The 26,994-nt window shown below is 43.5% G+C and carries 27 protein-coding genes; 21 read left to right on the top strand and 6 right to left on the bottom strand.

Annotation, left to right across the window (positions count from 1 at the left end):
- The first annotated feature begins 12 nt into the window (after window positions 1-12).
- The 3 genes from stlC (at window position 13) to stlE (ending at window position 2,437) form a co-directional block, all read left to right on the top strand.
- Window positions 13-960 (top strand): stilbene biosynthesis aromatase StlC, encoded by a 948-nt coding sequence (gene stlC / locus ACGF49_RS04300; RefSeq protein WP_113040609.1) that lies wholly within the window; start codon window positions 13-15, stop codon window positions 958-960.
- Window positions 961-2,109, top strand: coding sequence for a beta-ketosynthase StlD (gene stlD / locus ACGF49_RS04295; RefSeq protein WP_113040608.1), 1,149 nt, complete (start codon window positions 961-963; stop codon window positions 2,107-2,109).
- Between the two features lie 85 nt (window positions 2,110-2,194).
- Window positions 2,195-2,437 carry a stilbene biosynthesis acyl carrier protein StlE gene (gene stlE, locus ACGF49_RS04290; RefSeq protein WP_113040607.1) on the top strand — a complete coding sequence of 81 codons (243 nt, stop codon included), beginning with the start codon at window positions 2,195-2,197 and terminating at the stop codon, window positions 2,435-2,437.
- A 78-nt stretch (window positions 2,438-2,515) separates the two neighbouring features.
- Here stlE and ydgH read toward each other — a convergent pair whose 3' ends face one another.
- Window positions 2,516-3,469 carry a DUF1471 family protein YdgH gene (gene ydgH, locus ACGF49_RS04285; RefSeq protein ID WP_113040606.1) on the bottom strand — a complete coding sequence of 318 codons (954 nt, stop codon included), beginning with the start codon at window positions 3,467-3,469 and terminating at the stop codon, window positions 2,516-2,518.
- A gap of 268 nt (window positions 3,470-3,737) precedes the next feature.
- Here ydgH and pntA point away from each other — a divergent pair, with 268 nt between their 5' ends.
- Both pntA and pntB read left to right on the top strand, forming a co-directional pair.
- A complete protein-coding gene (pntA, locus tag ACGF49_RS04280; RefSeq protein ID WP_387489813.1) occupies window positions 3,738-5,267 on the top strand; it encodes a Re/Si-specific NAD(P)(+) transhydrogenase subunit alpha in 1,530 nt (509 codons plus the stop codon).
- Between the two features lie 10 nt (window positions 5,268-5,277).
- Window positions 5,278-6,666, top strand: coding sequence for a Re/Si-specific NAD(P)(+) transhydrogenase subunit beta (pntB, locus tag ACGF49_RS04275; RefSeq protein ID WP_113040604.1), 1,389 nt, complete (start codon window positions 5,278-5,280; stop codon window positions 6,664-6,666).
- 126 nt (window positions 6,667-6,792) lie between these two features.
- Here the strand turns inward: pntB and ACGF49_RS04270 are convergent, their stop codons facing one another.
- From ACGF49_RS04270 to ACGF49_RS04260, 3 genes are all read right to left on the bottom strand, one after another.
- Window positions 6,793-7,092 (bottom strand): type II toxin-antitoxin system RelE/ParE family toxin, encoded by a 300-nt coding sequence (locus ACGF49_RS04270; RefSeq protein WP_113040603.1) that lies wholly within the window; start codon window positions 7,090-7,092, stop codon window positions 6,793-6,795.
- Window positions 7,080-7,370, bottom strand: a complete 291-nt coding sequence (locus ACGF49_RS04265) for a CopG family ribbon-helix-helix protein (protein WP_113040602.1) — start codon at window positions 7,368-7,370, stop codon at window positions 7,080-7,082. The genes ACGF49_RS04270 and ACGF49_RS04265 overlap by 13 nt, the downstream gene beginning before the upstream one ends.
- A 99-nt stretch (window positions 7,371-7,469) precedes the next feature.
- Window positions 7,470-8,495, bottom strand: coding sequence for a HoxN/HupN/NixA family nickel/cobalt transporter (locus ACGF49_RS04260; protein ID WP_113040601.1), 1,026 nt, complete (start codon window positions 8,493-8,495; stop codon window positions 7,470-7,472).
- Between the two features lie 369 nt (window positions 8,496-8,864).
- Here ACGF49_RS04260 and ACGF49_RS04255 point away from each other — a divergent pair, with 369 nt between their 5' ends.
- The 8 genes from ACGF49_RS04255 to ACGF49_RS04220 all read left to right on the top strand — a co-directional run bounded on the left by ACGF49_RS04255 (window position 8,865) and on the right by ACGF49_RS04220 (window position 14,590).
- Entirely contained in the window at window positions 8,865-9,167 is a 303-nt protein-coding gene (locus ACGF49_RS04255) for an urease subunit gamma (RefSeq protein WP_113040600.1), read from the top strand.
- 91 nt (window positions 9,168-9,258) lie between these two features.
- Window positions 9,259-9,648 (top strand): urease subunit beta, encoded by a 390-nt coding sequence (locus ACGF49_RS04250; RefSeq protein ID WP_113040599.1) that lies wholly within the window; start codon window positions 9,259-9,261, stop codon window positions 9,646-9,648.
- On the top strand, window positions 9,638-9,802 hold the full coding sequence (locus ACGF49_RS04245; RefSeq protein WP_158536452.1) for a hypothetical protein: 165 nt from the start codon (window positions 9,638-9,640) through the stop codon (window positions 9,800-9,802). Before ACGF49_RS04250 ends, ACGF49_RS04245 begins: the two co-directional genes overlap by 11 nt.
- 54 nt (window positions 9,803-9,856) lie before the next feature.
- The gene (locus tag ACGF49_RS04240) at window positions 9,857-11,572 is read left to right on the top strand and encodes an urease subunit alpha (protein ID WP_262978452.1); all 1,716 of its coding nucleotides are present in this window, start codon (window positions 9,857-9,859) and stop codon (window positions 11,570-11,572) included.
- A gap of 76 nt (window positions 11,573-11,648) precedes the next feature.
- The gene (gene ureE, locus ACGF49_RS04235) at window positions 11,649-12,245 is read left to right on the top strand and encodes an urease accessory protein UreE (protein ID WP_112895841.1); all 597 of its coding nucleotides are present in this window, start codon (window positions 11,649-11,651) and stop codon (window positions 12,243-12,245) included.
- Window positions 12,242-12,928 (top strand): urease accessory protein UreF, encoded by a 687-nt coding sequence (locus ACGF49_RS04230; protein WP_113040597.1) that lies wholly within the window; start codon window positions 12,242-12,244, stop codon window positions 12,926-12,928. Before ureE ends, ACGF49_RS04230 begins: the two co-directional genes overlap by 4 nt.
- A gap of 52 nt (window positions 12,929-12,980) precedes the next feature.
- The gene (gene ureG, locus ACGF49_RS04225) at window positions 12,981-13,616 is read left to right on the top strand and encodes an urease accessory protein UreG (RefSeq protein WP_113040596.1); all 636 of its coding nucleotides are present in this window, start codon (window positions 12,981-12,983) and stop codon (window positions 13,614-13,616) included.
- Entirely contained in the window at window positions 13,613-14,590 is a 978-nt protein-coding gene (locus tag ACGF49_RS04220; protein WP_113040595.1) for an urease accessory protein UreD, read from the top strand. The genes ureG and ACGF49_RS04220 overlap by 4 nt, the downstream gene beginning before the upstream one ends.
- A 63-nt stretch (window positions 14,591-14,653) precedes the next feature.
- On the opposite strand, the gene uspE is transcribed toward ACGF49_RS04220, so the two are convergent.
- The gene (gene uspE / locus ACGF49_RS04215) at window positions 14,654-15,598 is read right to left on the bottom strand and encodes a universal stress protein UspE (protein ID WP_113040594.1); all 945 of its coding nucleotides are present in this window, start codon (window positions 15,596-15,598) and stop codon (window positions 14,654-14,656) included.
- 135 nt (window positions 15,599-15,733) lie between these two features.
- The gene (locus ACGF49_RS04210) at window positions 15,734-16,489 is read right to left on the bottom strand and encodes an FNR family transcription factor (protein WP_387489802.1); all 756 of its coding nucleotides are present in this window, start codon (window positions 16,487-16,489) and stop codon (window positions 15,734-15,736) included.
- An 811-nt stretch (window positions 16,490-17,300) separates the two neighbouring features.
- On the opposite strand from ACGF49_RS04210, the gene ectB reads away from it, so the two are divergent.
- From ectB to purD, 8 genes are all read left to right on the top strand, one after another.
- Window positions 17,301-19,430, top strand: coding sequence for a diaminobutyrate--2-oxoglutarate transaminase (gene ectB, locus ACGF49_RS04205; protein ID WP_387489799.1), 2,130 nt, complete (start codon window positions 17,301-17,303; stop codon window positions 19,428-19,430).
- A gap of 89 nt (window positions 19,431-19,519) precedes the next feature.
- Window positions 19,520-20,722 carry a hypothetical protein gene (locus ACGF49_RS04200; RefSeq protein ID WP_387489796.1) on the top strand — a complete coding sequence of 401 codons (1,203 nt, stop codon included), beginning with the start codon at window positions 19,520-19,522 and terminating at the stop codon, window positions 20,720-20,722.
- A gap of 2 nt (window positions 20,723-20,724) precedes the next feature.
- Complete coding sequence (locus ACGF49_RS04195) at window positions 20,725-21,843, top strand: ThiF family adenylyltransferase (RefSeq protein WP_113040593.1); 1,119 nt, start codon at window positions 20,725-20,727, stop codon at window positions 21,841-21,843.
- A gap of 10 nt (window positions 21,844-21,853) precedes the next feature.
- On the top strand, window positions 21,854-22,861 hold the full coding sequence (locus tag ACGF49_RS04190) for a TauD/TfdA family dioxygenase (RefSeq protein WP_158536450.1): 1,008 nt from the start codon (window positions 21,854-21,856) through the stop codon (window positions 22,859-22,861).
- 48 nt (window positions 22,862-22,909) lie between these two features.
- A complete protein-coding gene (locus tag ACGF49_RS04185; RefSeq protein ID WP_011146446.1) occupies window positions 22,910-23,350 on the top strand; it encodes a GNAT family N-acetyltransferase in 441 nt (146 codons plus the stop codon).
- Between the two features lie 35 nt (window positions 23,351-23,385).
- On the top strand, window positions 23,386-24,486 hold the full coding sequence (locus tag ACGF49_RS04180; protein ID WP_113040591.1) for a CapA family protein: 1,101 nt from the start codon (window positions 23,386-23,388) through the stop codon (window positions 24,484-24,486).
- An 8-nt stretch (window positions 24,487-24,494) separates the two neighbouring features.
- Entirely contained in the window at window positions 24,495-25,682 is a 1,188-nt protein-coding gene (locus ACGF49_RS04175; protein ID WP_011146449.1) for an acetyl-CoA carboxylase biotin carboxylase subunit family protein, read from the top strand.
- A gap of 40 nt (window positions 25,683-25,722) precedes the next feature.
- The gene (gene purD, locus ACGF49_RS04170) at window positions 25,723-26,985 is read left to right on the top strand and encodes a phosphoribosylamine--glycine ligase (RefSeq protein ID WP_011146450.1); all 1,263 of its coding nucleotides are present in this window, start codon (window positions 25,723-25,725) and stop codon (window positions 26,983-26,985) included.
- Window positions 26,986-26,994 lie beyond the last annotated feature (9 nt).

Here is a 26,994-nt window from a genome sequence, read left to right as displayed (position 1 = left end):
AGGTTAGAACATATGAAACGTGTTCTTGTGGTGTCGTATTCCCAAAGTGGCCAATTGATCGAGGTGGTAAAAAGCTTAATTTCACCCCTGCAAGAGTCTGAAGAGATATACATCCGTGAAGTTATTCTGAAACCGATTCCAGAATTTGAATTTCCCTGGAAGTTTTCTAAATTTGTTGATGTTTTCCCAGAAACAGTGCAGTTACATCCGCCTGAGCTAGCGCCTTTGAATCTGGAAGACGAAGAACCTTTTGATTTGGTCATATTAGGCTACCAAGTTTGGTATTTATCACCTGCTCCTCCGATAGTGGCATTTCTTAAGAGTGAAGAAGGAAAGCGTTTACTTAATGGCCGACCGGTGGTGACAGTTATTGCTTGCCGCAACATGTGGTTGATAGCTCAGGAAACTGTCAAAAGATTGTTGCATGAAAGTGGAGCATATTTGCGCGATAACGTGGTCTTTGTTGATAAAGCAAACTTTTTTGCAACAGTATTCACAACCCCGATATGGCTAATGACAGGAAAAAGACAGCCATTCCCTAGCTTACCGCGGGCGGGCGTATCGGAGGAAGACGTTAAAGATGCTACACGTTTTGGTGATGCATTGTTGGCAGCGCTCAAAACGGATAAAGAGAAAGTTGATGCTCCAATGTTGAAAGGTATGGGAGCAGCGGTTGTCGACCAAGCTTTTATTTTCGGTGAACGTGCGGCGCATCGAGGATTTAGATTTTGGTCCGGGTTGATTTGCCGTGTGGGCAAACGAGGGATATGGGTAAGACGCTCTTTATTAGCGTTGTTTGTAACCTATTTAATATTGATGGTACTAGTTGTTTTTCCTATTTCAGTGGTTGTTCGCCGTTTGCTTACCCCATTACTTAAAGAACGTCTTAATGAGTTACAGAAATACTATGAACAACCTTCTGGTTCTGCCCGCTATGATGATAAGGAGATAAATAAGTAAATGAGTAACAACGTTTATATCACTAAAGTTTCCGCGTTTATGCCGGGAAACCCAATAGATAATAATACAATGGAATCTGTCCTTGGTTTTGTTGGTGGTCGTCCATCAAGATCTCGTCATATAGTCCTTCGCAATAATGGTATCAAATATCGCCATTATGCACTGGATCCGGAGACAGGTGAGACAACTTATACATCTGCTCAATTAGCGGCTGAAGCAGTAAAAGGCTTGGTTGATGAACACTTTTCTTTAGATGATATGCAAAGTCTGGCAGCAAGCAGTGGTACTTCTGATCAAATTATACCGGGTCATGGTGTCATGGTTCATGGAGAGCTCAAAAATAAACCCTGTGAAGTTATCTCAACTTCCGGTGCTTGTGCTGCCGGTATGACAGCGATGAAATATGCTTATTTGTCCGTTCTCTCGGGAGCGACAAGTAATGCGGTTTCAACAACGTCGGAAGTACCTTCCACTGTATTGCATGCCCGCAATTTCCAGAGTGAAAACGAAGCTCGGGTTGCAGAACTGGAACGACGCCCTGAAATCGCTTTTGAAAAAGATTTTCTGCGTTGGATGCTTTCTGATGGTGCCGGCGCTGCTTTACTTGAAAACAAACCTCGACCTGATGGTGTTTCATTACGAATTGATTGGATAGATATTTACTCTTTTGCTAATGAGCAAGAGACATGTATGTACTCAGGTGGAGAAAAGTTAGCAGATGGCAGTTTGAAAGGTTGGGCTCAAATGAGTCAGGCTGATTGGCTTGCATATTCTGTTTTCTGCATCAAACAAGATGTCAGATATTTAAATGAGAGGGTCGTTAAATTCACACTTACCGAACCATTGAGACGGATAGTTGCTGATCGTAACTTATCGGCAGAATCTATTGATTGGTTCTTGCCTCATTACTCATCTGAATATTTCCGCATGAAATTCTCCGAGGGTCTTGAAGATATTAATTTTGGTATTGAACAAGAGCGTTGGTTTACTAACTTATCAGTGAAAGGAAATACCGGATCGGCTTCTATTTATATCATGTTGGATGAGCTTATGAAGTCGGGTAAATTGAAGAAAGATCAACGTCTGTTATGTTTTATCCCTGAAAGTGCCAGATTCACAGGGGCATTCATGCACCTGACTGTCGTGTAAATATTTAATCTTAGTGTTAATGAAGAATGGGGAAACAACCTGTTTCTGTTTCCCCTTGTAATTGGTACATCTAGGAAAATACAGCGTGGAAAATTTAGAGAATCGTGTCAAAAGTGTTGTTGCAGAGCAACTTGGAATACCTGAAACCCAAATTCTTAATACACAAACATTCGAGGAATTAGGTGCCGACTCGTTAGATAATGTTGAACTGATTATGGCTCTGGAAGAGCATTTCGGGATAACTATTGATGATGAAGAAGCGGAAAAAATAGTGACGATACAGAACGCCATTGATTGTATCGATTCGAAATTAAAATCCTCTAACTAATTTGAATAACTTTATTATCTTTATAAATAAAAAAAGCACATATGATTATCATGTGTGCCTTTTTTTGGGTTAAATAGATTATTTAAACAAGTCTGCACTGATAGTGGAGGTTCCACCGCTGGATTGCCATTCACGGGTAATATGATAGTACTTAGCACCTTTAGCTGCGGCACGTTTAGCCACTTCATAGGAAACATCAGGCATGCTGTTGTAGTAACCTGAAAAGGTGATGGACTCAAAAGGAACCATCTGAGCAGCGCTGATTTTATTTAATTCTTGGATTTTTGTGCCATCAGGAAGCGTTACCGTGTAACGTTTACCTTTAGAATACTGGGTTTCAAAGAAGCGGCCAACAGAATTACTGGTTGAAGTTGAAGAGGCTAAACCAGGAATTTCTACTTTCTTAGCTGATGCGCCACCAGCAGCCAATGCAATGCGTCCAGAATCGGAATCTGCCGGGATAACAGCTTCATCAGCCTGAATTTGGCGTTTTGGCGCATCATCTTTATAAACATAAGCTGTCACTGTCTGATTACCACCATCATTGATTGCAACCTGACGAACAATAAAGAAAGCCGCAGCGCCTTTTTTCTTAGCTTCTTTTGCAATGGCTTCATTCAAATCGGGTTCATTGTCGTAAAAGCCGTTAATAGTGACTGTATCGAATGGTTCCAACGTTATAGCTTCTGCTTTGGGTAATTCTTTGATGCCGCGGAATATACGATATTTAGGTGAATTATCAATTTCCTCTGCATCTTTGTGATACAGATCAGCTGTAACGCGCAGATTGCCGCTATTATTTAGATCGTCAAGGCTTTGGATATAAAACCCATCTGCCCCCATTTTGTCTGCACGACGGGAAACCGCATCGGCAGCTTCATAAATAGCATTAAAAGGGCCTGTAACCGTAATACGTTTAAATGGTTTCAGCTCTGCCGCTTTCTCCGGGGATAACTCTTGAGCTGCTTGAACAGTGGTAATACCCGTTAATGAGAATACCGCTGCTGCAATGATCGTTGTTTTCAGCTTCATAAAAAATTCTTCCACCTTGCGCATTAAATAGTTGTAACTTGCTGAACATGGTTATGCATCACATAGCCGATAATTATTACATGTAATAATAGCTAATGTCCCACGAATTTTACGCATTAGTTATCTATTATCGATAATATTTTCAATTTGTTATCAAAATATTTGTTGATAGATTTTACTGATGGCAGTAATAAAGTTAATTTAGTCGCTAAATTGACTGTAACAAGCAATAATCATCATTAATCTTAGGCTTTAGGAAGGGAACATTATGCGTATTGGTGTACCGAAGGAGCGACTTGCCAATGAAGCACGTGTTGCAGCCACACCGAACACGGTGGAACACCTGCTGAAATTGGGATTTAATGTCGTTGTTGAGAGTGGCGCAGGGCATTTAGCTAGCTTTGAGGATAGTGCTTACCAACAAGTAGGTGCTGAAGTTACTGATCGTCATAATATTTGGCGTTCAGATATTATTCTAAAGGTTAATGCTCCTGAGGATGATGAAATTGCATTAATGAAGGAAGGGTGTACGTTGGTTAGTTTTGTCTGGCCAGCACAAAACCCTGAGTTAATGCAGAAGTTATCAGACCGCAAAGTCACGGTGTTGGCGATGGATTCAGTACCGCGTATTTCCAGAGCACAATCGCTGGATGCGTTGAGTTCTATGGCAAATATTGCCGGTTATCGTGCAATAGTTGAAGCCGCTCACGAATTTGGTCGTTTCTTTACGGGTCAGATTACTGCGGCAGGAAAAGTCCCGCCAGCCAAGGTGATGATTATTGGTGCCGGTGTTGCTGGTTTAGCTGCTGTGGGTGCTGCGGGCAGCTTAGGCGCGGTTGTTCGTGCATTTGATACTCGTCCTGAAGTTAAAGAACAAGTTCAGAGCATGGGGGCGGAGTTTCTTGAGCTGAATTTTGAAGAAGAGGCCGGTAGTGGTGACGGATATGCAAAAGTCATGTCTGAATCCTTCATTAAAGCGGAGATGGCGCTTTTTGCTGAACAGGCAAAAGAAGTTGATATCATTGTAACAACAGCGTTAATTCCAGGGAAACCGGCTCCGCGTCTTATCACCAAAGAGATGGTTGAATCCATGAAGCCGGGTAGTGTGATTGTTGATCTGGCCGCTCAGACCGGAGGGAACTGCGAATTAACGCAAGCAGATAAATTGGTTATTACTGCAAATGGTGTGAAAATTATTGGTTACACAGATTTGCCAAGCCGCTTGCCAACACAATCTTCACAACTCTACGGCACTAACTTGGTTAATTTGCTGAAGTTACTGTGCAAAGAGAAAAATGGCGAAATCAATATTGATTTTGACGATGTTGTTATTCGTGGCGTGACAGTTGTCAAAGAGGGCGAAATTACCTGGCCGGCGCCACCCATTCAAGTTTCGGTTCAGCCGCAAGCAAAACCGGCATCAGTTAAAGCAGAAAAGCCAGCGGCGAAACCCGTTTCACCTTGGTTGAAATATGGTTTATTGGCATTGGTTGTTATCTTGTTCGGTTGGTTAGCCAATGTTGCGCCAAAAGAATTCTTATCTCACTTTACTGTTTTCGCGTTGGCTTGTGTGGTGGGTTATTACGTGGTCTGGAATGTCAGCCATGCATTGCATACACCGTTAATGTCGGTAACTAATGCCATTTCGGGGATTATTGTCGTTGGGGCGTTATTACAAATTGGTGATGGTGGATGGGTAAGTTTCTTCTCATTTATTGCTGTTCTTATTGCCAGCATTAATATCTTCGGTGGCTTCACTGTCACTCAACGCATGCTGAAAATGTTTCGTAAGGACTAAGGGGTAACTAATGTCGAGTGGAGTCGTTACAGCAGCATATATTGTTGCCGCCATTTTATTTATTTTCAGCCTGGCAGGTTTATCTCGTCATGAAAGTTCTAAACGCGGAAATATTTTTGGTATCACCGGGATGGCAATCGCGTTGATTGCGACTATTTTCGGGCCTGATACCGGAAGTGTTGTCTGGGTTATTCTGGCGATGGTGATCGGTGCGGTGATTGGTATTCGTCTGGCAAATAAAGTTGAAATGACCGAAATGCCGGAATTGGTTGCTATTCTGCACAGTTTTGTTGGTTTGGCCGCCGTGCTGGTCGGTTTTAATAGCTTTATTGCTCACGATAGTTTTGCAGAACCCGTGATGGAAAATATCCATCTGACGGAAGTTTTCTTGGGGGTTTTCATTGGTGCGGTTACCTTCACCGGTTCTGTTGTGGCATTTGGTAAATTATGTGGAAAAATTTCCTCTAAGCCGTTGATGTTGCCAAATCGTCATAAATTAAACCTTGCAGCGCTGGTGATCTCTTTTGTGCTGTTGATGACTTTTGTGAAAACGGAAAGTACAGGTCTGCAAGTGTTCACGTTGTTGCTTATGACAGCAATTGCATTGGTGTTTGGTTGGCATTTGGTTGCTTCCATCGGTGGTGCTGATATGCCAGTGGTGGTTTCAATGCTGAACTCCTATTCGGGCTGGGCCGCGGCAGCGGCAGGTTTCATGTTGAGCAATGATTTGCTGATTGTAACGGGTGCACTGGTTGGTTCTTCGGGGGCGATTCTCTCTTACATCATGTGTAAAGCCATGAATCGGTCTTTTATCAGTGTGATTGCCGGCGGGTTTGGTACTGATGGTTCTTCAACCGGTGATGAGCAAGAGATGGGCGAGTACCGTGAAACCACAGCGGAAGACGTTGCTGAACTATTGAAAAACTCAACTTCTGTTATCATCACGCCGGGGTACGGTATGGCTGTTGCACAGGCGCAATATCCGGTACATGACATCACGGACAAACTACGTGAGAAAGGCGTCAACGTCCGCTTTGGTATTCATCCCGTCGCGGGGCGTTTGCCTGGGCATATGAACGTGCTGTTGGCAGAAGCAAAAGTGCCTTACGACGTTGTTCTTGAAATGGATGAAATCAATGATGATTTCTCTGATACCGATACTGTGTTGGTCATTGGCGCCAACGACACTGTTAACCCTGCGGCACAGGAAGATCCCAATAGCCCAATTGCGGGTATGCCCGTTCTGGAGGTTTGGAAAGCACAAAATGTTGTTGTGTTCAAACGCTCAATGAACACAGGTTACGCCGGTGTGCAAAATCCACTGTTCTTTAAAGACAATAGCCAAATGTTGTTCGGTGATGCGAAAGCGAGTGTAGAGGCAATCCTACGTGCACTGTGATTTTCTATCGTTTTAACTTACAGATTTGATAGATTTACTGTCTCTTAGTCAAATTTCTTGATTAAGAGACAGAGATTACATCCGTTGTTTACTTAATTTACGGTTCACTAGTTATTAATGTTTAAGTTAGTGCTTCTTATATTTGATTTCTCTCTGGTGACGGAGAGCCACGATGTAACGAGTATTACTTCTGGGAAGCTCTTTGTATAGCAATACATAGCCTGTACCGCCAAAAGGGATAATTAATTCAAAGAATGGATAAATTTCTGTTGGCCGTCCAGCTAAAACATTAGATTCCAGTGCTTGGATATGTTTGCTAATGATATTAAATGCCGACTTTGCAGCCGCTGTATCGCGTTGATGTAAAAAATCAATAAGGCGATTTATATCTCTCATGGCTGCTGGAGTGACTATTACAGATGGCATTCAGGGGGTTCCTTGTCCTCGCCACGAGCAAGAGCATCCAGCCAATTGCAAAGTTCACCGCCAGTTAAATGCAAGCCGGTAGTTTCATATTCTAACCAGGCGTTTTGGGCATCGCGTAAAAATTGTTGTCTGGCCTCCAAAGTATCAATTTCGCTTTCAATTGAACGTACCATAAGAGAATGGGCAGAAATGCCTTGTGCATCAGCCAGTGCTTTAATACGTGTTTTCAACCCTTCATCTAAGCGAAGGGTTATTGTCTGTTTCGTTTGTTTATGCATAGCCTTCTCACAATGATATCACTAGTAATACAAATGCTATCATTAGGTAGCGAGCATAACAACCTTTCGGGATGTAATACATTGCCCGCTATGTAAATATTACTTAATCTCCAGCGTATCGTAGCCCCGCCAGCGGTAATTCATCACCGATAAGGTCCAGAACAGAATAAAAATCCCGACGACCCAAAAACCAACATTGCCCATATTGTCATTTAATGCCCCGATAGTGTTCCAGAAAACGCCATGCAAATCCCACTGTTCAGCGATAAGTCCGAGCGCTTCCAATCCGCCAATGAACAGCGCTACGGCAACGGAAGCCGCAGTAATGGTCATGTTGTAGTAGAGCTTGCGTGCTGGTTGGGAAAATGCCCAACCATAGGCACCGACCATAATAAAATTATCCAGTGAGTCGATGAGTGCCATACCGCTGGTAAATAGCGCCGGGAATACCATCAACGACCACAGAGGAAGTCCACTGAGAGAACCGGCGGCAGATATACTTAATAGCCCAACTTCGGTAGCGGTGTCGAAACCCAATCCAAACAGAAAACCGACCAAATACATATGCCAGCTTTTGCTTACCAGTCGGAAAACCGTGTGGAACAGGCGCGTCATGATTCCCCCTGGCATTGTTGCTAGTTCGGTAAAATCACTTTTAGCTAGATCTCTTCCACGTTTGAGCTCCTGAAACTTTTGATAGACGCTTTTTAATATCAGCAAATTAATCAGTGCTATTGCTAGCAGAAAGCAGGCAGAAACTAAGGTGCCAACAATACCGCCATAGTCATGAACCCAACCCATTTGATCTTTAAACGCCATAGAGGTCAGGACGATGGCGAAGCAGGCCAGAATAACAATGGTAGAGTGCCCAAGAGAAAAGAAAGCGCCGACGGCAATGGGTGATTTACCCTGTTGCATCAGTTTACGGGTGACGTTATCAATTGCCGCGATGTGATCAGCGTCAACTGCATGGCGCAGTCCATAACCGTAAGCCAGCAGGGCTGCCCCCATCATAACCGCATGATGACGGAAAGCGATAAATGCCCAAACCCAAGCCAGTATGTTGGCGGCAATCAAAATAACAAGAAGAGATACAGCACGTTTTTTATCCGTTACATTATTCATATATGGAATACCTGTAAATCTGTGAATGTAAAACCCGCCTTACGGGTGATTGCTAGAAGTCAAAAAAATAGTAAGTATTTTCTGACTTCATGACCTATAATTTTTTCACTAAGTAGGCATACTAATCAGCTTGTAATATTACCTTGGATAAACTTAAATAAGAGGTAAGAGGACTAACCTGTGTTGAGAAGAATGATCTTAATTGACATATTATGGTCTTTGTGTCAAAGCTTTTTTACTAAAAGATTATCTCAATCAATATTCGGATGGACAGCAGCTTTTGAATAAAGTTTGTTGGAAAAATCGTATTAAGTTATATATTGACATAGCAGTGTGGCCGTATGGAATAACCAATGATTAGGGGGTTTTATGCAATTAACACCAAGGGAAATCGAAAAACTCATGGTATATACACTGGCTGATGTCGCATTAAAGCGTAAGTCTCGTGGTTTAAAACTCAATTATCCTGAAGCCGTTGCGATTATTACTGCGGCTGCATTGGAAGGTGCCAGAGAGGGGAAAACACTGGAAGAGGTGATGGATGATTCCAGACACGTTCTGACTAAAGAAGATGTGATGGATGGCGTCGCTGAGCTTATTCCGCATGTACAGGTTGAAGCAATATTTACTGATGGTAGTCGCTTGGTCACGGTGCATGATCCCATTCAATGATTGCTGAAACAAATTGTAAATAGCAGGAAAAATGATCTAGACAAAATATTAACTTATGTCTTGACTCACGTCTTAACGTGGAGATTTTCCGATGGAAAAAAATAATAAAGAAGATATTACTCCATTGGGGGGATATATTCTGGCTAAAGACCCGATCTCCTTTAATGAAGATTGTCCGGTTATTCAATTAAAAGTTCGTAATTCTGGTGATCGTCCTATTCAGGTGGGATCTCATTTCCATTTTTTTGAGGTAAATAAAGCTTTACAATTTAATCGTGCGGCGGCGTTTGGTAAACGACTTAATATCACGGCAACAACCGCTATCCGTATTGAACCCGGTGACGAAATTGAAGTGTCATTAATCCCGATTGGTGGGAACCAAAACGTTTATGGATTTAATAATTTAGTCGATGGTTGGGCAGGTAAAAGTCTGGTTGCTATTGATGAACCTGTGGAAAAAACCTGGTTGCATGCTGGGTAGTAGAATTGAGTTATATACCCTATGGATTTCAAGATGGATTGCGACGGCAAGGGAGAGAATCCCCGGGAGCATAGGTAGCTATGTGACCGGGGTGAGCGAGTGCAGCCAACAAAGAGGCAACTTGAAAGATGACGGGTATAAAGTTATCGAATAAATTCAAGGTAGAGTTGACGAACGTTGGAAAATCTTTCGAACAAAGGAATAAATTATGCCAACCATTTCCCGACAGGAATATGTAGGTCTTTTTGGCCCAACGACCGGCGATAAGATCCGCTTGGGTGATACCAATCTATTTATTGAAATTGAGAAAGATCTGCGTGGCTATGGTGATGAATCGGTCTATGGCGGAGGTAAATCACTGCGTGATGGTATGGGTGCGGATAACTGTATGACCAGCGAAAACGTGTTGGATTTGGTGATTACCAGCGTCACGATTTTGGATGCCCGACAAGGAGTCATTAAAGCGGATGTCGGCCTAAAAGGGGGTCGCATTGTCGGGATAGGTAAAAGCGGTAACCCCAACATGATGAATGGCGTCACGCCAGGTATGGTGGTTGGTGTCAGTACTGATGCTATATCTGGAGAACATCTCATCCTCACGGCTGCTGGCATCGATACCCATATTCATTTTATTTCTCCTCAACAAGCTGAACATGCTTTATCCAATGGTGTGACAACTTTCTTTGGCGGTGGTGTTGGCCCCACCGATGGCACTAACGGCACTACTGTTACCGCCGGCCCGTGGCATATCCACCGTATGTTGCGTGCTTTTGAAGGTTTACCGGTTAACGTAGGTATTTTGGGAAAAGGCCATGCTGCGGTAGCAATGCCGCTGGTTGAACAGATCAAAGCTGGCGTTGCCGGTCTGAAAGTGCACGAGGATTGGGGCGCAACTCATTCTGCATTGCGTAATGCCTTACGTGTAGCGGATGAAATGGACATTCAAGTCGCGGTACATACCGATAGCCTGAATGAGGGAGGTTATGTTGAGGATACCATTGATGCTTTTGAAGGTCGCACCATTCATACTTTTCACACTGAAGGCGCCGGTGGTGGACATGCACCGGATATCATTAAAGTTGCCAGCCAGATGAATGTGTTGCCTAGCTCGACTAATCCCACACTGCCTTACGGAATCAATAGTCAGGCAGAACTATTTGATATGATTATGGTTTGCCATAACCTTAATCCCAAAGTGCCGGCTGATGTTGCATTTTCGGAAAGCCGTGTACGCCCGGAGACCATTGCGGCGGAGAATGTTTTACACGATATGGGTGTACTGTCGATGTTTTCCAGTGATTCTCAGGCAATGGGACGAGTGGGAGAAAACTGGCTGCGCGTGATGCAAACTGCTCATGCCATGAAAGCGGCTCGTGGCAAGTTGCCGGAAGATTCAGCACATAACGATAACTTCCGTGTATTACGTTACGTTGCCAAAATTACGATTAACCCGGCGATTGCTCAGGGAATAAGTCATGTGCTCGGTTCAGTTGAAGTGGGCAAAATGGCTGATCTTGTGCTGTGGGAGCCACGTTTCTTTGGCGTAAAACCTAAGTTAGTCATCAAAGGCGGTATGATTAATTGGGCGGTGATGGGGGACCCAAATGCTTCGCTGCCGACACCTCAGCCGACATTTTATCGTCCGATGTTTGGCGCATTAGGCAAAACCCTTCAGGAAACCTGTGTCACTTTTGTATCTCAGGCGGCAATGGAACTGGGGGTAAAAGAGAGTCTTGGTTTGGAACGTCAGGTGATGGCGGTTCGCAACTGCCGGGTTATCTCTAAAAAAGACATGGTGCGTAATGCTGAAACGCCCACCATTGAAGTGGATGCTGAAACCTTTGCCGTCAAGGTGAATGGTGAATATGCCACAGTAAAACCGGTCAGGACAGTCGCGCTCAATCAGCGCTATTTCTTTAGTTAGTCTATTTTTTGCTGCTGGTCAGAGAACGTTTTTTCTGGCCGGATTAACCGATCCACGCGTTCAGAGGGGTTATCTTATGATTGTTATTGAACAGATTCTTGGTAATGCCAAAAAAGATGTTTTCTGGCGAGATCGCTTGCAAGGGATCTCGCCGGATATCTTGGTGCTTTCGCAATGGGAAGCGCAAAAAAGCCGTTGTCGTAAATCCACCCTTAACGGATTGGATTTAGGTATTTCCCTTGACCGTCATCAGGTATTGTCTGACGGCGATGTTTTATTGTGGGATGAAACCAAAGGGCTGGCGGTTATTGTCCAGATGAGCTTGCGTGATGTGATGGTTATTCATTTGAAATCATTGCTGTCACTAGATTCAGAGACGGTAATGAAAACCAGCTTTGAACTTGGTCATGCCCTAGGTAACCAGCATTGGAAGTCAGTGATTAAAAATCACCAGATTTATATTCCGCTAACAGTATCAACTAAGGTCATGGATTCAGTCATGAAAACCCATGGCTTTCACGCATTGCCTTACTCCTTTGTTAAAGGCGAAGAGATATTGCCTTCTCTTAGTAACGCCGAAGCTCGTTTATTATTTGGTGGCGCAGAGGATTCTGCAACACACGTTCATGTCGATAATACGTTTCTGAACCAGCATGTGATTAAACTAAAATGAACGCTCTCCGCTTAATCAGAATCATGCAATTTGCGGATTCAGTACTGCCTGTTGGCGCATTTTCTTTCTCAAACGGTCTGGAATCAGCCATTCAGAGCAAAATCGTGTATGACGTGGCAACGTTAAGCGAGTTTACGCGGACAGCGCTGTTACAGGCAGTGAGTAGTGATGGCCGCGCAGTAGTGGCCGCGAGTCAGGCGCTGAATTGTGGGCAGCATGACGCTGCTATCTCCCACGATTGGGCAGTATTTAACCGCAAATTAAATGAAGAAAGTCGCACTATGGTTACGCGGATGGGGAAAAAGTTAGCGGAAATGGCAGTTGAAGTCACCGGTGAGTCGTTAATTGCATGGTGGTTAGCACAAATAAAGAGCGATATTGCTGCAGGTACCTATCCGATTACTTTGGCGGTCGTCATGAGCGCATTGGGTGCTTCTCCACGTGAAGTGATCGTCATGCATCAATATGGCGTAGCAATGACGATACTCAGTGCGGCTATACGCCTGATGCGTGTTACCCATATTGAAATTCAACGTATCTTGTTCTCATTAAATCAAGATATTGAACTGTTTTGTGATGAGGCGGAAAAGGGGGGAATTGACCAAATGACATCTTATGCACCTATGACTGATGTTCTAGCGGCACTACATGTTAGCGCATTCACCCGGCTGTTCAGTAACTAACTTAATCCTGATATTGCTTTTAACCACCTCTTAATCATGTGAGGAAATCTCTGTGAAAAAAATTACTCGAATTGGTATTGGCGGTCCGGTGGGTTCAGGCAAAACTGCCGTTATTGAAGTGATCACACCTATTTTGATTCAACGCGGAATAAAACCTCTGATTATCACCAATGATATTGTTACCACCGAGGATGCTAAACAGGTTAAACGTACCTTGAAAGGCATTTTAGATGAAGAAAAGATACTTGGTGTGGAAACCGGCGCTTGCCCTCATACAGCGGTGCGCGAAGATCCCAGTATGAATATTGCGGCGGTAGAGGAGATGGAGGCGCGTTTTCCTGACAGCGATGTTGTGTTAATTGAAAGTGGTGGTGATAATCTGACACTCACTTTTAGTCCGGCGCTGGCAGATTTTTATATTTATGTGATTGATGTCGCCGAAGGGGAGAAAATTCCGCGCAAGAACGGACCGGGTTTGGTACAGGCGGATATTCTGGTGATCAACAAAATTGATTTAGCACCTTATGTTGGTGCCAGCCTGGCGGTGATGGAGCATGACACTCAAATTGTGCGTGGTCAGCGCCCTTATATCCTTACCAATTGCAAAACAGGTGAGGGTGTTGAAACGCTGGTAAATATGATCATGCGTGACTTCCTGTTTACTCATTCATTACAGGCGACACAATGACTTCCACCAGCTCGCCGCAAAATATTGGCGAAGTTATTGGCGAAATGTATCAACGGGCAAATAATCTTGGTGCCAACGCGCCGGAACTTGCACTATTTCAGGATGAACCGCCTCAGATGGCAAGCGGTGATGTCGGTAAAAGTGGCTATCTACAGTTGGGATTTGCCCGGCGTGGTGATCGTAGCATTTTGGCGCAAATGAAACGCCGGGTTCCTTATTTGGTGCAGCGGGCGCTGTATTGGGATGAGGCACTGCCGCAGATGCCGTGTGTATTTATGATCTCCACGTCGGGATGTATCTTACAAGGAGATAGATTGGCGCTGGACATTCATGTTGCTCCAGAGGCGTTTGGTCATGTTACTACCCAATCGGCTACTAAAATTCATTCGATGGTGAATAACTATGCGGCGCAAGTGCAAACTATCCAGATAGAGCAGGGAGGCTATCTGGAAATGATGCCCGATCCGGTTATACCTCACAGTGGTTCTCGGTTTATCACAGACACTCAAATAACCATTCACTCGACTGCCACACTGATTTATTCTGAAATTATTATGTCCGGTCGTAAATACCACCCTGCTGATCAAGGGTTTAAATTTGATGTTTACTCATCACGAATTACGGCAACTGATTTTGATGGCAAGATATTGTTTGCGGAACGTTATGTACTGGAGCCGAAAAAACAACCGTTGAACAGCGTAGGGGTGATGGGGCCGTTTCATGTATTCGGCAATGTGATCTTGCTCACTCCTCAAGTTCACCACGATCGTATTCTGGCTCGCATGACGCCTCAGTACGATGCTGAAACGGGTATAGCGAGTGGTACCAGTCGTTTACCTAATCAATGTGGTTTAATCTTTAAGGTGTTGGGAAAAGAAACTTATCAAGTTAAAGCGGGTGTTCGCCTTTTCTGGCGTATAGCCCGTGAGGAGATCTTGGGTGTTACACTGCCTGAGCCGTTTATCTGGCGATAAAACCTGGGATGAGAATCTGTTTCGGGCTTTATCGCCAAATGGAGGGTTGTCATGCTATTACTATCACTCTTTAACGGCTTTAATTGGACATTCAAAACCATCAGGTTTTATCGTTAGAAGGTCACATTTAAGATGGTCGATCACATGTTCTGCGGTATTTCCTAGAAAAGCAGCGGACAGCCCAGTTCTGCCGAGGATACCAAGAACGATAATGCCCGCATTCATCTCATCGCACATTTTGGGAATAACACTCTCCGGTAGTCCTTCATGGATATGAGTATATTTTTCATCAATGCAGAATTTTTGGCGCAATTCTTTCATGGCAATAAGATGCTGACCACGTAGGGCATGGTTATAAACACTTGGATCGAAATCGGGTAGCTCAATAGCGATATTCAGTGGCGCAACAGGATAAGCGCTGACCAAATGAATTTCCGGGTTTTTCATTACTTGATTTGCCAATTCCTGAGTTTCCTTAACGAGTTTCAGGTTCAGCTCATGATGATATGATTCTTCATTAGATAAATTAACCGCGACTACAACGGAGCCTTGGTCCGGCCATATCTGATCTTTTACCATCCATACTGGACATGGGCATTTGCGGAGTAACTGCCAGTCAAGTGGGGTAAAAATCAAGGAGCCAAGCTTGTCATGTTTATGCGTCATTTTCAGAAGTAAATCATGATTACCTGTAATGACCTCCTGGATAATTGCTTCATAAGGTCGATTATGCCATACCACTTTTATTTCAATATCAATACCGGCTTCCAGATAGTAGTACGCTTGTTGTTTAAGCCAGGCAGTGCGTTGGCTGGTAACACCTTTACGCATAGCACTACCTTCTTCTGGGGAGAGTAAAGTGGTCATTTCATAAGAAAGATCATAAATGGGCAAGAAAGCTTTAATCCGGCCACCGTTGCGTTGCACTATATAAACTGCACGCCTTAATGCCGGTTGATCGTCCTGACTTGGGTCAATTGCAACTAAAAGGTTTTGATAGTTTGCCATAATGGTATCCTCACAGAGGCTAGACAAAACACACTTCAATACTCACGTTTCAATACTAAAGATAAACCAATATAAGCAAACCGAACAGGTCAGAGGAGAACCAGATCAACAAAATAAGATGATCTGGTTTTAAGATCAGGTAGTTGAAACAGATTTTTTTCCGACTAACTCAGACAACTTATCCATGTTTTCAATCGTGATGTATTTACCTTTTACACCGAGAGTTTGGTTTTTCTGGAAACGCCCAAGCAGACGACTAATAGTTTCAACCGTTAAACCTAGGTAATTACCAATATCACTGCGGGTCATGGTTAAACGGAATTCTTTTGGTGAGAAACCACGCTGAGCGAAACGACGAGAGAGATTATAAATAAATGCGGCTAACCGTTCTTCAGCGTTTTTCTTAGATAACAACAATATCATTTCTTGGTCGCCTTTAATTTCTCCACTCATCAAGCGCATCATTTGCTGGCGGAGATTAGGCATTTTGCCGGACAGATCATCGAGTGTTTCAAACGGAATTTCACAGACCATTGATGTTTCCAGAGCCTGAGCAAAACTTGGATGCTGAGTATTGAGGATAGCATCAAAACCGACTAAATCCCCTGCGAGATGGAAACCTGTAATCTGCTCATCACCTTCTTCGGTGATGGTGTAGCTTTTAATTGTGCCAGAACGGATAGCATAAAGAGATTTCAACTCATCGCCTGCTTTAAATAACGTTTGCCCTTTCTGGATAGGTTTCTTACGCTCAATGATATTATCAAGCTGGTCAAGCTCGTGCTCATTCAAGGTAAAAGGAATACACAGTTGGCTAATGCTACAATCCTGGCAGTGGATCGCACAACCACCAGACTGGATTCGACGAATAACACGTTTTTCCTGGATCATATGGCATGCTCATTTGAAATATTCATATCCTTCAACTTTAGCATTTCTTGATGATTCTGGTAAGAGCTATAATAGTTTTCTGCAATTTATTTAAGAAAATGTATTACCTGTTTATCCTGATAAATGACAAAGCATTAAAAGCTCCTTTTCCTGCTCAACCAGCACAGCTACAGCAACCTGATTATTATGTTTTGCGAAATATCAATTGCAGTGTGAATGATGTTGCTGACTAAGTAGATTTGCCAGTCCTTCGATGACAAACCAATATCGACAATAGACAGTAATCCGTCTTTAAGTACTGTTAAAACGTAACTTAATGCAATAAAAGAATTAACTCTATAGCCATCAATTGAAATAATGAGGGCAGAGAGTACGGATTTTCATCCGGGCTCATTGAAGCCGAATATATGTTTGCGACTTCGTTGCCAGAAAATTTATCCATCTACTTGAATCGAGTCGGTGTCCATATATCTATTTAGATACATCAGATAATACCCAATAGTAATTATTGCATTATGCAATTATTTCAATAAAAAATTAGGTGGTATTGGTACTTATCATATTCTCATAAAAATATTAATTTTATTTTTCAAATAGTTGAATATTTATTACTTTACGTGATTAATAATTTATTGAAATGCTAGTTAAGATAATTTATGGTTTCATCAATGAAATGCAAATGTTTATTTTTCGTTGGTATTGATTGTTAAGAGATTATAAGCACCGCAGTACTTATTCTATTGTTACTAGTAAAGAACTGTTTGTTATAGAGATCAGAGATGCGTTTTATTTCAGAAACAGGAGAGGCAAGGTGAGTGAACAAAATCAAACTGTAACTTTACCCGATAAAAAAGATATAGGATTACTGACCGAAGAAGGACTCTGGGATAACTGGCTGGATATAGATGCGGTGAAAAAGCTGGTTAACCACCCGTTACTCATCGCAATGAGTGAAGAACGAATCACTCTGTCCGGAATGCGTTATTTCTTGATTCAACATCATCATTATTCACGTAATTTTACTCGCTTTTTGTGTGCTCTGATCAGCCATATTGATAACTTCAATGATATTCATCATCTGATGGAAAATTTGCGTGAAGAGATGGGGGTAAATGGGGAGGGAAAAGTCACTCACGCTGAGTTGTTTCAGCGCTCATTGATGGAAACAGGTGCACAGGTCAGTTCTATTCCTGCACTTGAAGAAACCTCTCATCTTGCTTCATGTGTCCTGAATTATTGCTGCTCAGGGGAAATTGCTGATGGTTTAGCTGCACTTTGCTTGGGGGCCGAAGCAATTGTTCCAATGATCTATAAGCCTGTATTGCATGCTCTTACGCACTTAGGTGTTGCTGAACGGGGATTAGAATTTTTCAAATTACATATTGAAGAGGACGAAGATCATGCCATTACCATGATGCATATTCTTCACAATATTACAGAAAATAACGAACAGTTAGCGAAGCGAGTAAAGGCGGTTGGTAAAAATACGATATTGCTGCGTTGTAGAATGTTTGATGCTGTGTATGAAAATATAAAAAACGAGATACTTTTCACTGAAGACGACGCGTGCAGGATTTTTGAAAAGTACGAATCAAATGTGCGTAGCTACTGCCGTAATTATCCGGCCATATTCACTACGGCAAGCAATGCCCTAGTGACTGACAGGCAGGGTAAGTCATGGATTGATTTTTTATCAGGAGCTGGATCATTAAATTACGGTCACAACAACCCTCGCTTAAAATCTCATCTTATTGAATATATTGAAAAAGATGGCATAACGCATTCTCTGGATTTATATACCAATGCCAAACGGGCATTCATTGAAAGCTTTAATCAGCAGATACTGAAACCACGGGGCTTGCAGTATCGTTTTCAGTTTACCGGGCCGACAGGAACCAATGCAGTTGAAGCTGCAATGAAAATCGCACGCAAAGTTACAGGGCGCAGCGATATTGTTGCGTTTACTAATGCGTTTCACGGAATGTCTCTGGGCGCTCTTGCAGCCACAGCCAGAGAGAAAAAAAGAAATGCTGCAGGTGTTTCCCTGAACAATATAGTACGCCTTCCTTTCGAAAATTTCCTTAGTCAGAATGACACGTCACTGGACTTTTTGGAGAAAATGCTAGTTTCTCCGGGTTCTGGTATTGACTTTCCTGCAGCAATTATTCTTGAAACTATTCAGGCAGAGGGGGGAGTCAATGTGGCGAGTGTAGAATGGTTACGGGGTGTAGCAGAGATCGCAGCTGCAAACAATATCCTACTTATTGTTGATGATATTCAGGCTGGTTGTGGTCGTACAGGAACTTTCTTCAGCTTCGAAGACACTGGGATAAAACCGGATATCATCTGCCTTGCAAAGTCTGTTTCAGGATATGGACTCCCTATGTCTCTTGTTTTAATGAAACCGGAACTGGATATATGGCAGCCTGGAGAACATAACGGAACTTTCCGTGGTAATAACCTTGCATTTATTGGTGCCACATATGCTCTTGATTACTGGCATGATTCACATTTCTTGCGAAGTCTTAAAGATAAATCGGAAATCGTGCATAAATATCTGCTAGGTTTGCATCAACGATACCCCCAATTGATCAGAACAATTCGGGGAAAAGGAATGTTGTGGGGCTTAGAACTCTTTTCTTCGCAGGCAGCAGAAAATGTCAGAAACCAAGCCACTGAGTTAGGACTCATTATAGAAACATGTGGTCCGCTGGGACAGGTCATCAAATTACTTCCCCCGCTGACTATCGAAATCAATGTCCTTGAGCATGGATTATTATTACTTGAAAAATCCCTAAAACAAGTTTCCGTTCAGTTAGGTGTGGAGAATAAAACAGACACTTCATCATTAACACCTCATGACACTCTGTTTTATCAAGACGAAATCTTGATTGAAAAAAATTACTTAGTCTTGACGAAAATGAAAAATCTTCTTTATTAGAAGCGCAGAAAAGTCTAAGCCAGAAACTCGTTGATGGAGGACTAAATTTTGAGGGAAAAAACTATCCGGTTTCAATTCGTCCTCTTATTTTGTCTGATAACCTAATTCGGCAACTCGCCAGCATCGGTGAGCGTTTTACAGAAATATTTGAAAAATTTGCTCATGCATGGGTGGAAAATGTCTCGATACGTGAATATTTTCCGGCTTATAAGAAAAGCGAACATTATTTATTTAATTTGCCAAATCATACCCCTTTGACCAGAATTTTCCGCTTGGATGGTCTTTTCAGTGAAGATGGAACTTATCAGATCTTGGAAACTAATACCGATTGCCCCGGGGGAGTGATCCAAAATGGGATTGCAGGTGCATTGTGGTCAGAGGTGTCAAATCCTTTACTGAACGGTATTGAAGCCAGCGCCGATTTTCAGCCCTTTGTCCAAAAACCGGATTTATTTCTTGAGACATTACTGGAAACTCATCGCGAACGTACCGGAGAGCCAGCCAGAAGAGCAGCCATTGTCACTTATAAAGGCCGGTTCGGAAATGAGGTAACTTGGATGGTAAATGGTTTCAATCGTCTGGGGGTTCCTACCGAGGAAATTGATGCGTCTCTGTTACGTCGACATAACAACAAGGTAATAGATCCGCAGGGTCGTGTTATTGATTTGGCCTATAATAAACTCGATTTGCGCGACTTGATCGATGAACCCGAAGTTGAAGAATACCTTACTGCAACATTTCATGGAGAAGTCACTTTCATCAATCCTCTCATCTGCCAATGGCCGCTCGCAGATAAAGCTATAATGGCTGTCCTAAGTGATCCGCAAATGCTCTTTTTCCTGCCCGAAGAGGAAAAGGCTTTTTGTCTTAAACATATTCCCTGGACACGCATCCTCCGCGCGTGCCAAACAACATCCCCTCAGGGAGAGCAAATCGATCTAGTTGACTGGGCAATTCAAGAACGAGGGACTCTTGTGCTCAAACCTTCTAATGCAACAAGAGGAGAAGGTCTGTTGGTCGGTCCGTTTACCGCCGCTCAGGAATGGGAAGCGACCTTACGTCTTGCAGCGCAAAGCGACGAAACATGGGTCATTCAACGATACATTCGCGGGCGTGTGATTTCCGCAGTTCATCCTGATATCGGCATTACAGATTCAATGTGGTCAGGTGTGGATACCTATGTATATGGTGGCCGGTTTGCTGGTTTTCAGGCACGTGCCAGTTTTGATCCGGTCATGAATGTAGGACGCCGGGGAATTCTTTTGCCGGTAGTGAAAATTAAAGAGGCATAGCTATGGCGAGTTCCATTTCACTTAATAATCCACGGCTTCAGCCAACGGTTGTTGCTGTTCCGATTAGCAGTAATGTCATTGCAATACATTCCGGTACCCGTCAGGGTGAAGCAAGCAAAATAATTCCAGATCCCGATGGCTGGAAAATAGTTGCGCTTAACCACATGCAAGGAAAATTGAACAGCAATGGTCTCCTTGAAGTACTGAAGCAAAACGGTCATGACGTTGAAGAGTCGGCGTTAACAAAATTGATCGAGGAACTTCAGTCTCACAACCTCGTTCAGGATGAGAAATATTTCGATTATCAGGCTCTCTGTGCCGATCAAAGAGAGCGTTATTCCCGAAATCTCAATGGATTTGCTGCGTTAAGTGACAATGACATTTCACCCGCTGAGTATCAGCAGAAACTTTTCAAAGGGCATGTGCTACTGTTGGGATGTGGGGGGCTTGGAAGCTGCACGGCAACGGCTCTGGCAATGACTGGCTGCGGTACCATCACTGTCGTTGATTTCGATGATATTGAACTTAGTAACCTCAACAGGCAGCTTTATACCGTTGATGACATAGGGATGCGGAAAGTCGAAGGGTTAAAATCTCGTCTTAATAAGATCAATCCGGACGTCACGGTAAATACAGTATTCAAGCGTATAACCGGTTCAGATGTTGTTAAGGAATTAATTTCTCAATTCAAACCCGATATCGTCGTAGCTGCAATTGACCGACCAGTTATCGCGGCTGACCGCTGGACCAGTGACGCCTGTTTTGCCATGGGAGTTCCGGGTGTTTTCAATAGCGTTTCTGCCGGAATGGGTATGTTCTGGACAAAATTCCCTGACCAGAGCGGTTGTTTCCGCTGCGACGAAAAGTGGTCACGGACTCAGGAGCCTGACCATTACTCCATGCGCGCCTGGCGAGAAGAACATGATTTAATCCCTGCGACTTCGGCTTTCAGTTATTCGGCAATGATTGTCGGAGGGATGATGTCTGCGGATATCATCAGGAAACTTGTTGGATGGCCAATGATTTCAGCAGGGAAACTGGTAACCATCTCATTCACAACTTTACAAACGAATGTTGCGGATAAACCGCAACATCCAGATTGTGAACTTTGTGCATATTGAGGACACCAACATGAACGAATCATATCAGATTATTGATGACGATCCGGCAGTATGGTGCTCAGCGCAGTTGGAAAGCAAGAAAGACGTGCTATTGCCTGTTTCAGATGAACAAATCGAAGCATTCAGGTATCACTTATCCGCTATGGAAGACAGACCCAGCGAAGCGTTTAATACGTCAGATTTTAGCTTTGAGGAAATAACTATCTTACAGGAGAGCATTCATCAGCGATTGACTGAAGGACGCGGGGTTGTGGTAGTGTCAGGTATTCCGCGAGAAATGTTTACTGACTCAGCCTTGCATCATCTATTCTGGGGAATTGGAACAGGTCTTGGACGTCCAGTCGTACAAAACTCACAGGGTCACAGGATAGGTCATGTAAGGAATGAGAAAAATAATCCGAATAATCGAGGCTATATGTCTAATCGGGAGCTTGGATTTCATTCGGATGCCTTTGAAGTTGTTGGGCTTATGTGTTTGAGGGGGGCTGCTTCAGGGGGATTGACTCAAATCGTAAGTGGCCTAGCCATCTATAACCAAATGCTAAGGGAAAAACCAGAACTACTTGACGACCTTTTTGAAGGATATTATTACGCTACAGCTGAACGCTCTTCGAGTAAACTTCCCTACACGTCATACAAAATTCCGATTTTCTCAAAAATGTCAAGTAGGGTGAGCTCTATGTGTCTCGGTGCTTATATGCGAGCAGCAGCAAAACTTCAGGGACTAGCTCTCCCTGACGCACTTGATGCTGGGCTTCACGCATTTTATGAAATATGTAACCGCCCAGAGTTCAGACTCGAATTTATGCTTGAGCCTGGCGAAATCCTTTTTCTCAACAACTATACCACGCTGCATTCCCGCACGGAGTTTCAGGATGATGCACTCAACCAGCGCCATTTATTAAGGCTCTGGATCGAATTATCCGATGGCAGACCTGTGGTACCTGCACTAACAGCTCGCGGTCGTGATTATGAGCAGTTATTTCTGGAAACGCGTTTGGTGAGTACGGCAACTTAATATAACCAACCGGGCCGATATATCGGCCCGGTCAATCAGGATCAATGCATGAATCGAGATATTCTGGACTCCGGGCACTCCATCAAAAGTTCCGATCAGGGTGATGTTGAAAGCCGGGGAAAAATCAGTCAGTTACTTGATATATGGAATGTGGAACAAACCAATATTTCTGACAACCAGCCGCTGGATTTCTATGTCTATGACCAGCAAGGTGAAGTCGTTGGTGGCTTGGTGGGTCGTACCTCTCTGGGTGTGCTTTTCATTAGTTATTTCTTTCTTCCGGAAGAACTGCGTCGGCAGGGACTGGGAAGTACATTGCTGAAACGGGCCGAAAAAAAAGCAACTCTACGTGGATGTCATATGGCGGTGCTGTTTACCATGGCGATTCAGGCACCTGACTTTTATCTGAAGCATGGTTACAGCATTTTTGGTGAGGTGTCCTCTTTACCGGATGGAAATGCCCGTATTTTTATGCAGAAAAGGCTTTGAGCAACGACCAGCGTTAGTCAGAAGGATAGAAATTTATGTCGAGTATTACTATTGCTTCATTTGGGGATGTGCTCATTAATCGTGAAGATCCCGCTTCTGCTTTCAGTCACATGACGTCTTTAGTTGAGAATGCCGATATCGTTATCGGTAACTATGAAGGTGTACTGACTGACAGACCTGAGCCAATTCCCGGACGGCGAGGGATGACGATATCATCAGTAAAAAACGCCAAAGGCGTGGCATTGTTCGATGTGCTTTCCCTTGCGAATAATCATGCCATGGATTCTGGATTGCAGGGTCTGACTGACACCTTGAAAGCATTACATTCTGTAGGAGTGCAAACCACCGGGGCCGGTCTGACATTTCAGCAAGCTTGGAAACCTGCTTTAATTGAATGTAGAGGGATCAGGGTGGCTGTTTTCGGCGTAACGGGCATTTACTATGCCGGAACTGAAGCCGGTAGTTTTCAGGGAGGCGTTGCAGCGTTACGTTCAAGAGATTATTACAGTCCCCCTTTTTCCGGCGCTGTGGTTCCCGGAGCGTTACCCGATATTATGACTGTCATCAATGAAGATGATTGGGCGCATTTTTCATGCTTAGTTGGCAATATCCGTAGCCAAGCTGATTTTATTATTGCAGCGATGCACTGGGGCGATCATACTCGTAAAGACATTATTACAAGATACGAAAAGGAAATATCAAAACGATTATCACAATGTGGTGTGAACCTAGTGATAGGCCATCATCATCATTCCTTGCGAGGTGTTGAATGGCATAAAAACATGCTGACATGTTTTGGACTGGGAAACCTCATTTTCGATCAACCTCTCTCATGCTCAATAAATGAATGGTCGAAAACCGGTTTTCAGTTGCCTGATTATGCACGATATACCGCAGCCATTCTGACAAGATGTTCACCGAACGAAATTTTATCTGCTCATTTGCTCCCACTTTATATTGAAGCGGATACCCCTGTCCCTGTTTCCCATGGAAGCGATGAATGGCATGCTTTTTTACGCATTATGAGGCGTTGTGCTCGGCAGGACATGACGGTCAATCATCTTGTTGATAACGGTACTCGATGGGGCGATTTCACTGTATTGGATATTATCAAACCCATTTCTGACGTTATGTGAGGTAAAGCATGGCAATACTATGCCTCGGAAGAAGCATCAAGATTAACTTTGCAGAATGGTTGGAGGAATGCCGTGATGACCTGTGGCTTATCAGTTCTGCACCACAATTTCCTCTTCAGCACCGTTACCGGTACGTCCGGCAGATCGACAGCCTTGATGACGGTGAAGGTGTTTTATCTATCGCCACAGAATTAGGACGTCACACCTCATTCAGCCAGATTCTGCCTCATTCGGAATTTGACCTTATCCGAGCTGCACAACTTCGGGAATATTATGGCCTCCCAGGCCAGAACGTTGAAAGTGCCTTGGCGTATCGAGATAAGGTTTTAATGAAAGATTATCTTCAACGTGCAGGCATTGAAGTGGCTCCGTTTAGACGACTTGGCAGTTGGCTGGATGTTCTAACTTTCAGTGAAGAGCATAATTTCCCAGTTGTGATAAAACCGGTGGATGGATGCAGCTCGAAATACGTTAAGGTATGTAGGAGTCTCAGAGAAGTATCCGATTTTTTCCGCGACAGAACCGTTGATGGCTGGATGGTAGAAAAGTTTATCTCTGGAAATATGTATCATGTTAACGGTGTAATTAATGAAGCAGGAGATTCATTTTTTGCTCCCTGCGCTTATATCAATAATGCTCTTGATTACCAGCATGCAGGTATATTTGGTAGCCGTACTATTGATCCTGCTACCCCCTTGGCAGAGCGACTGAACAGTATTACCTATCGAACTATATCAGCGTTGCCTGCTGCGCCTACCCTCGGGTTTCATGCCGAAATATTCCACACCGCCGATGACCGATTAATTTTATGCGAGATTGCGGCCCGTACTGCGGGTTCACTTACGGGGGAGTTAATAGAACACACTTGGGGGATAAATATACATAAAGCTTGGATACAGAGTTGTGCAGGTATCAATGATGTACTGAAAGTCCGGACTGAACCAAGAGAATTCGCAGCATCAATTCGCGTTCCTGTTCGTCCGGCATATCTGATTTCTTTGCCAGATTCAGTTCCTTATGATTGGATATCCACACTCTGCTTATCAGGGAGAGTCGGGCAAATTTATCAACAGGCAACAACTTATACCGATGACGTTGTTAGCGCCATAATTACCGGCAATAGTGATGTACAACTTACTGAACGAATTGAACATTTTGCCGACTGGATCGATGATTTAGTCAGGTGGCAAAACTGATGAAATTCCTTTTAACCCTGTGTTTTGAGAGAAGACTATAATGAAAATCCTTATAGCAGGTTCAGGTGCCGGCGCACAGGCGCTGGCATGGAAATTATTACAGGACCCAGCAGTAGAAAAAGTATGGTTAGCCCCAGGTAATCCGGCTACGTCATGCGCACCCGGAATGGAAAATATTCCAGTGTCTTCAGGAGATGTTGAGGGGCTGGCTAGGGCTGCTCTGGAACTAAAAGCAGACTTTACGCTTATCACACCGACCCAAACTTTGGCAGCTGGGGTAGCCGACTACTTTAAATCTCGTGGGTTACCCATCATTGCCCCGACTCGTGAAGCCTCCCGACTTGAATGGTCGAAAGGCTTTTCCAAAAAATTCATGAAAAAATATCAAATACCTACACCTTACAGCGCAATTTGTGAATCACAGGAACAGGCCCAAAAATTTGCCGACACATTACCTTTACCTGTGGTTATCAAAGCAGACGGTATGGTTCATGGGGGAACGGGTGTAGTGATAGCCCAGGATCGCCAGCATGTTAAAAACACGCTGGAAGAGTTTTTCACAAGAAATGTCGGACCAATGCTGGTTGAAGAATTCATTGAAGGTGAAGAAGTCTCTTACACCATCCTCTTTGACGGAAAAAACTATCTACCACTGGCTGAAAGCCGAGATTATAAAAAGCTGCTTGATGGGGATAAAGGCCCTAACACTGGTGGTATGGGAGCTTATTCCCCAGTACTGTCCTCCGCACAGCATGAGGCTATCATTACCCAAATTGTAGAACCTTGTCTGGCAGCTCTTAATTCTGAAGGAATCGAATATATAGGATTCCTCTATTTTGGTGTCATGATTGACAAAAAAGGAATGCCGAGCCTTCTTGAAATCAACTGTCGGCTGGGTAATCCAGAGGTCTTCACGATCCTTGAACGACTTGAGAGTCCCCTTCATGAATTATTCATATTGACCCTACAAAAACAGCTGGGCAAAGCAAATGTACGCTGGAGTAAGCTTGTTTCTGTTGCCTTACAAATATCGTCTGAAGGTTATCCTTTTACCGAGCGAAAAGGTGATGAGCTCATCTTGCCGTTACCTTCAGAAGATACTCATATCTTTCATTCCTCCGTTGTATCTGATGATGGAAAACTAATAAGTCATGGAGGAAGAGTTATTGCATTAAGTTCAATAGCCCTGACGTTCAACGAGGCTAGAGAAAAGTTGTATGAAACGGTCAAGCAAGTCCATTTTGAAGGGATGCATTACCGTACCGATATTGCGCTGAATATCAATACTCCTAGTGGAATGTAATTAATCGGG

The organism is Photorhabdus sp. RM96S, from assembly GCF_042879335.1.
GTDB lineage: Bacteria > Pseudomonadota > Gammaproteobacteria > Enterobacterales > Enterobacteriaceae > Photorhabdus > Photorhabdus kayaii.
The sequence above is the reverse complement of the archived record's forward strand: the minus strand, read 5'-3'. Positions and strand labels throughout refer to the sequence as shown.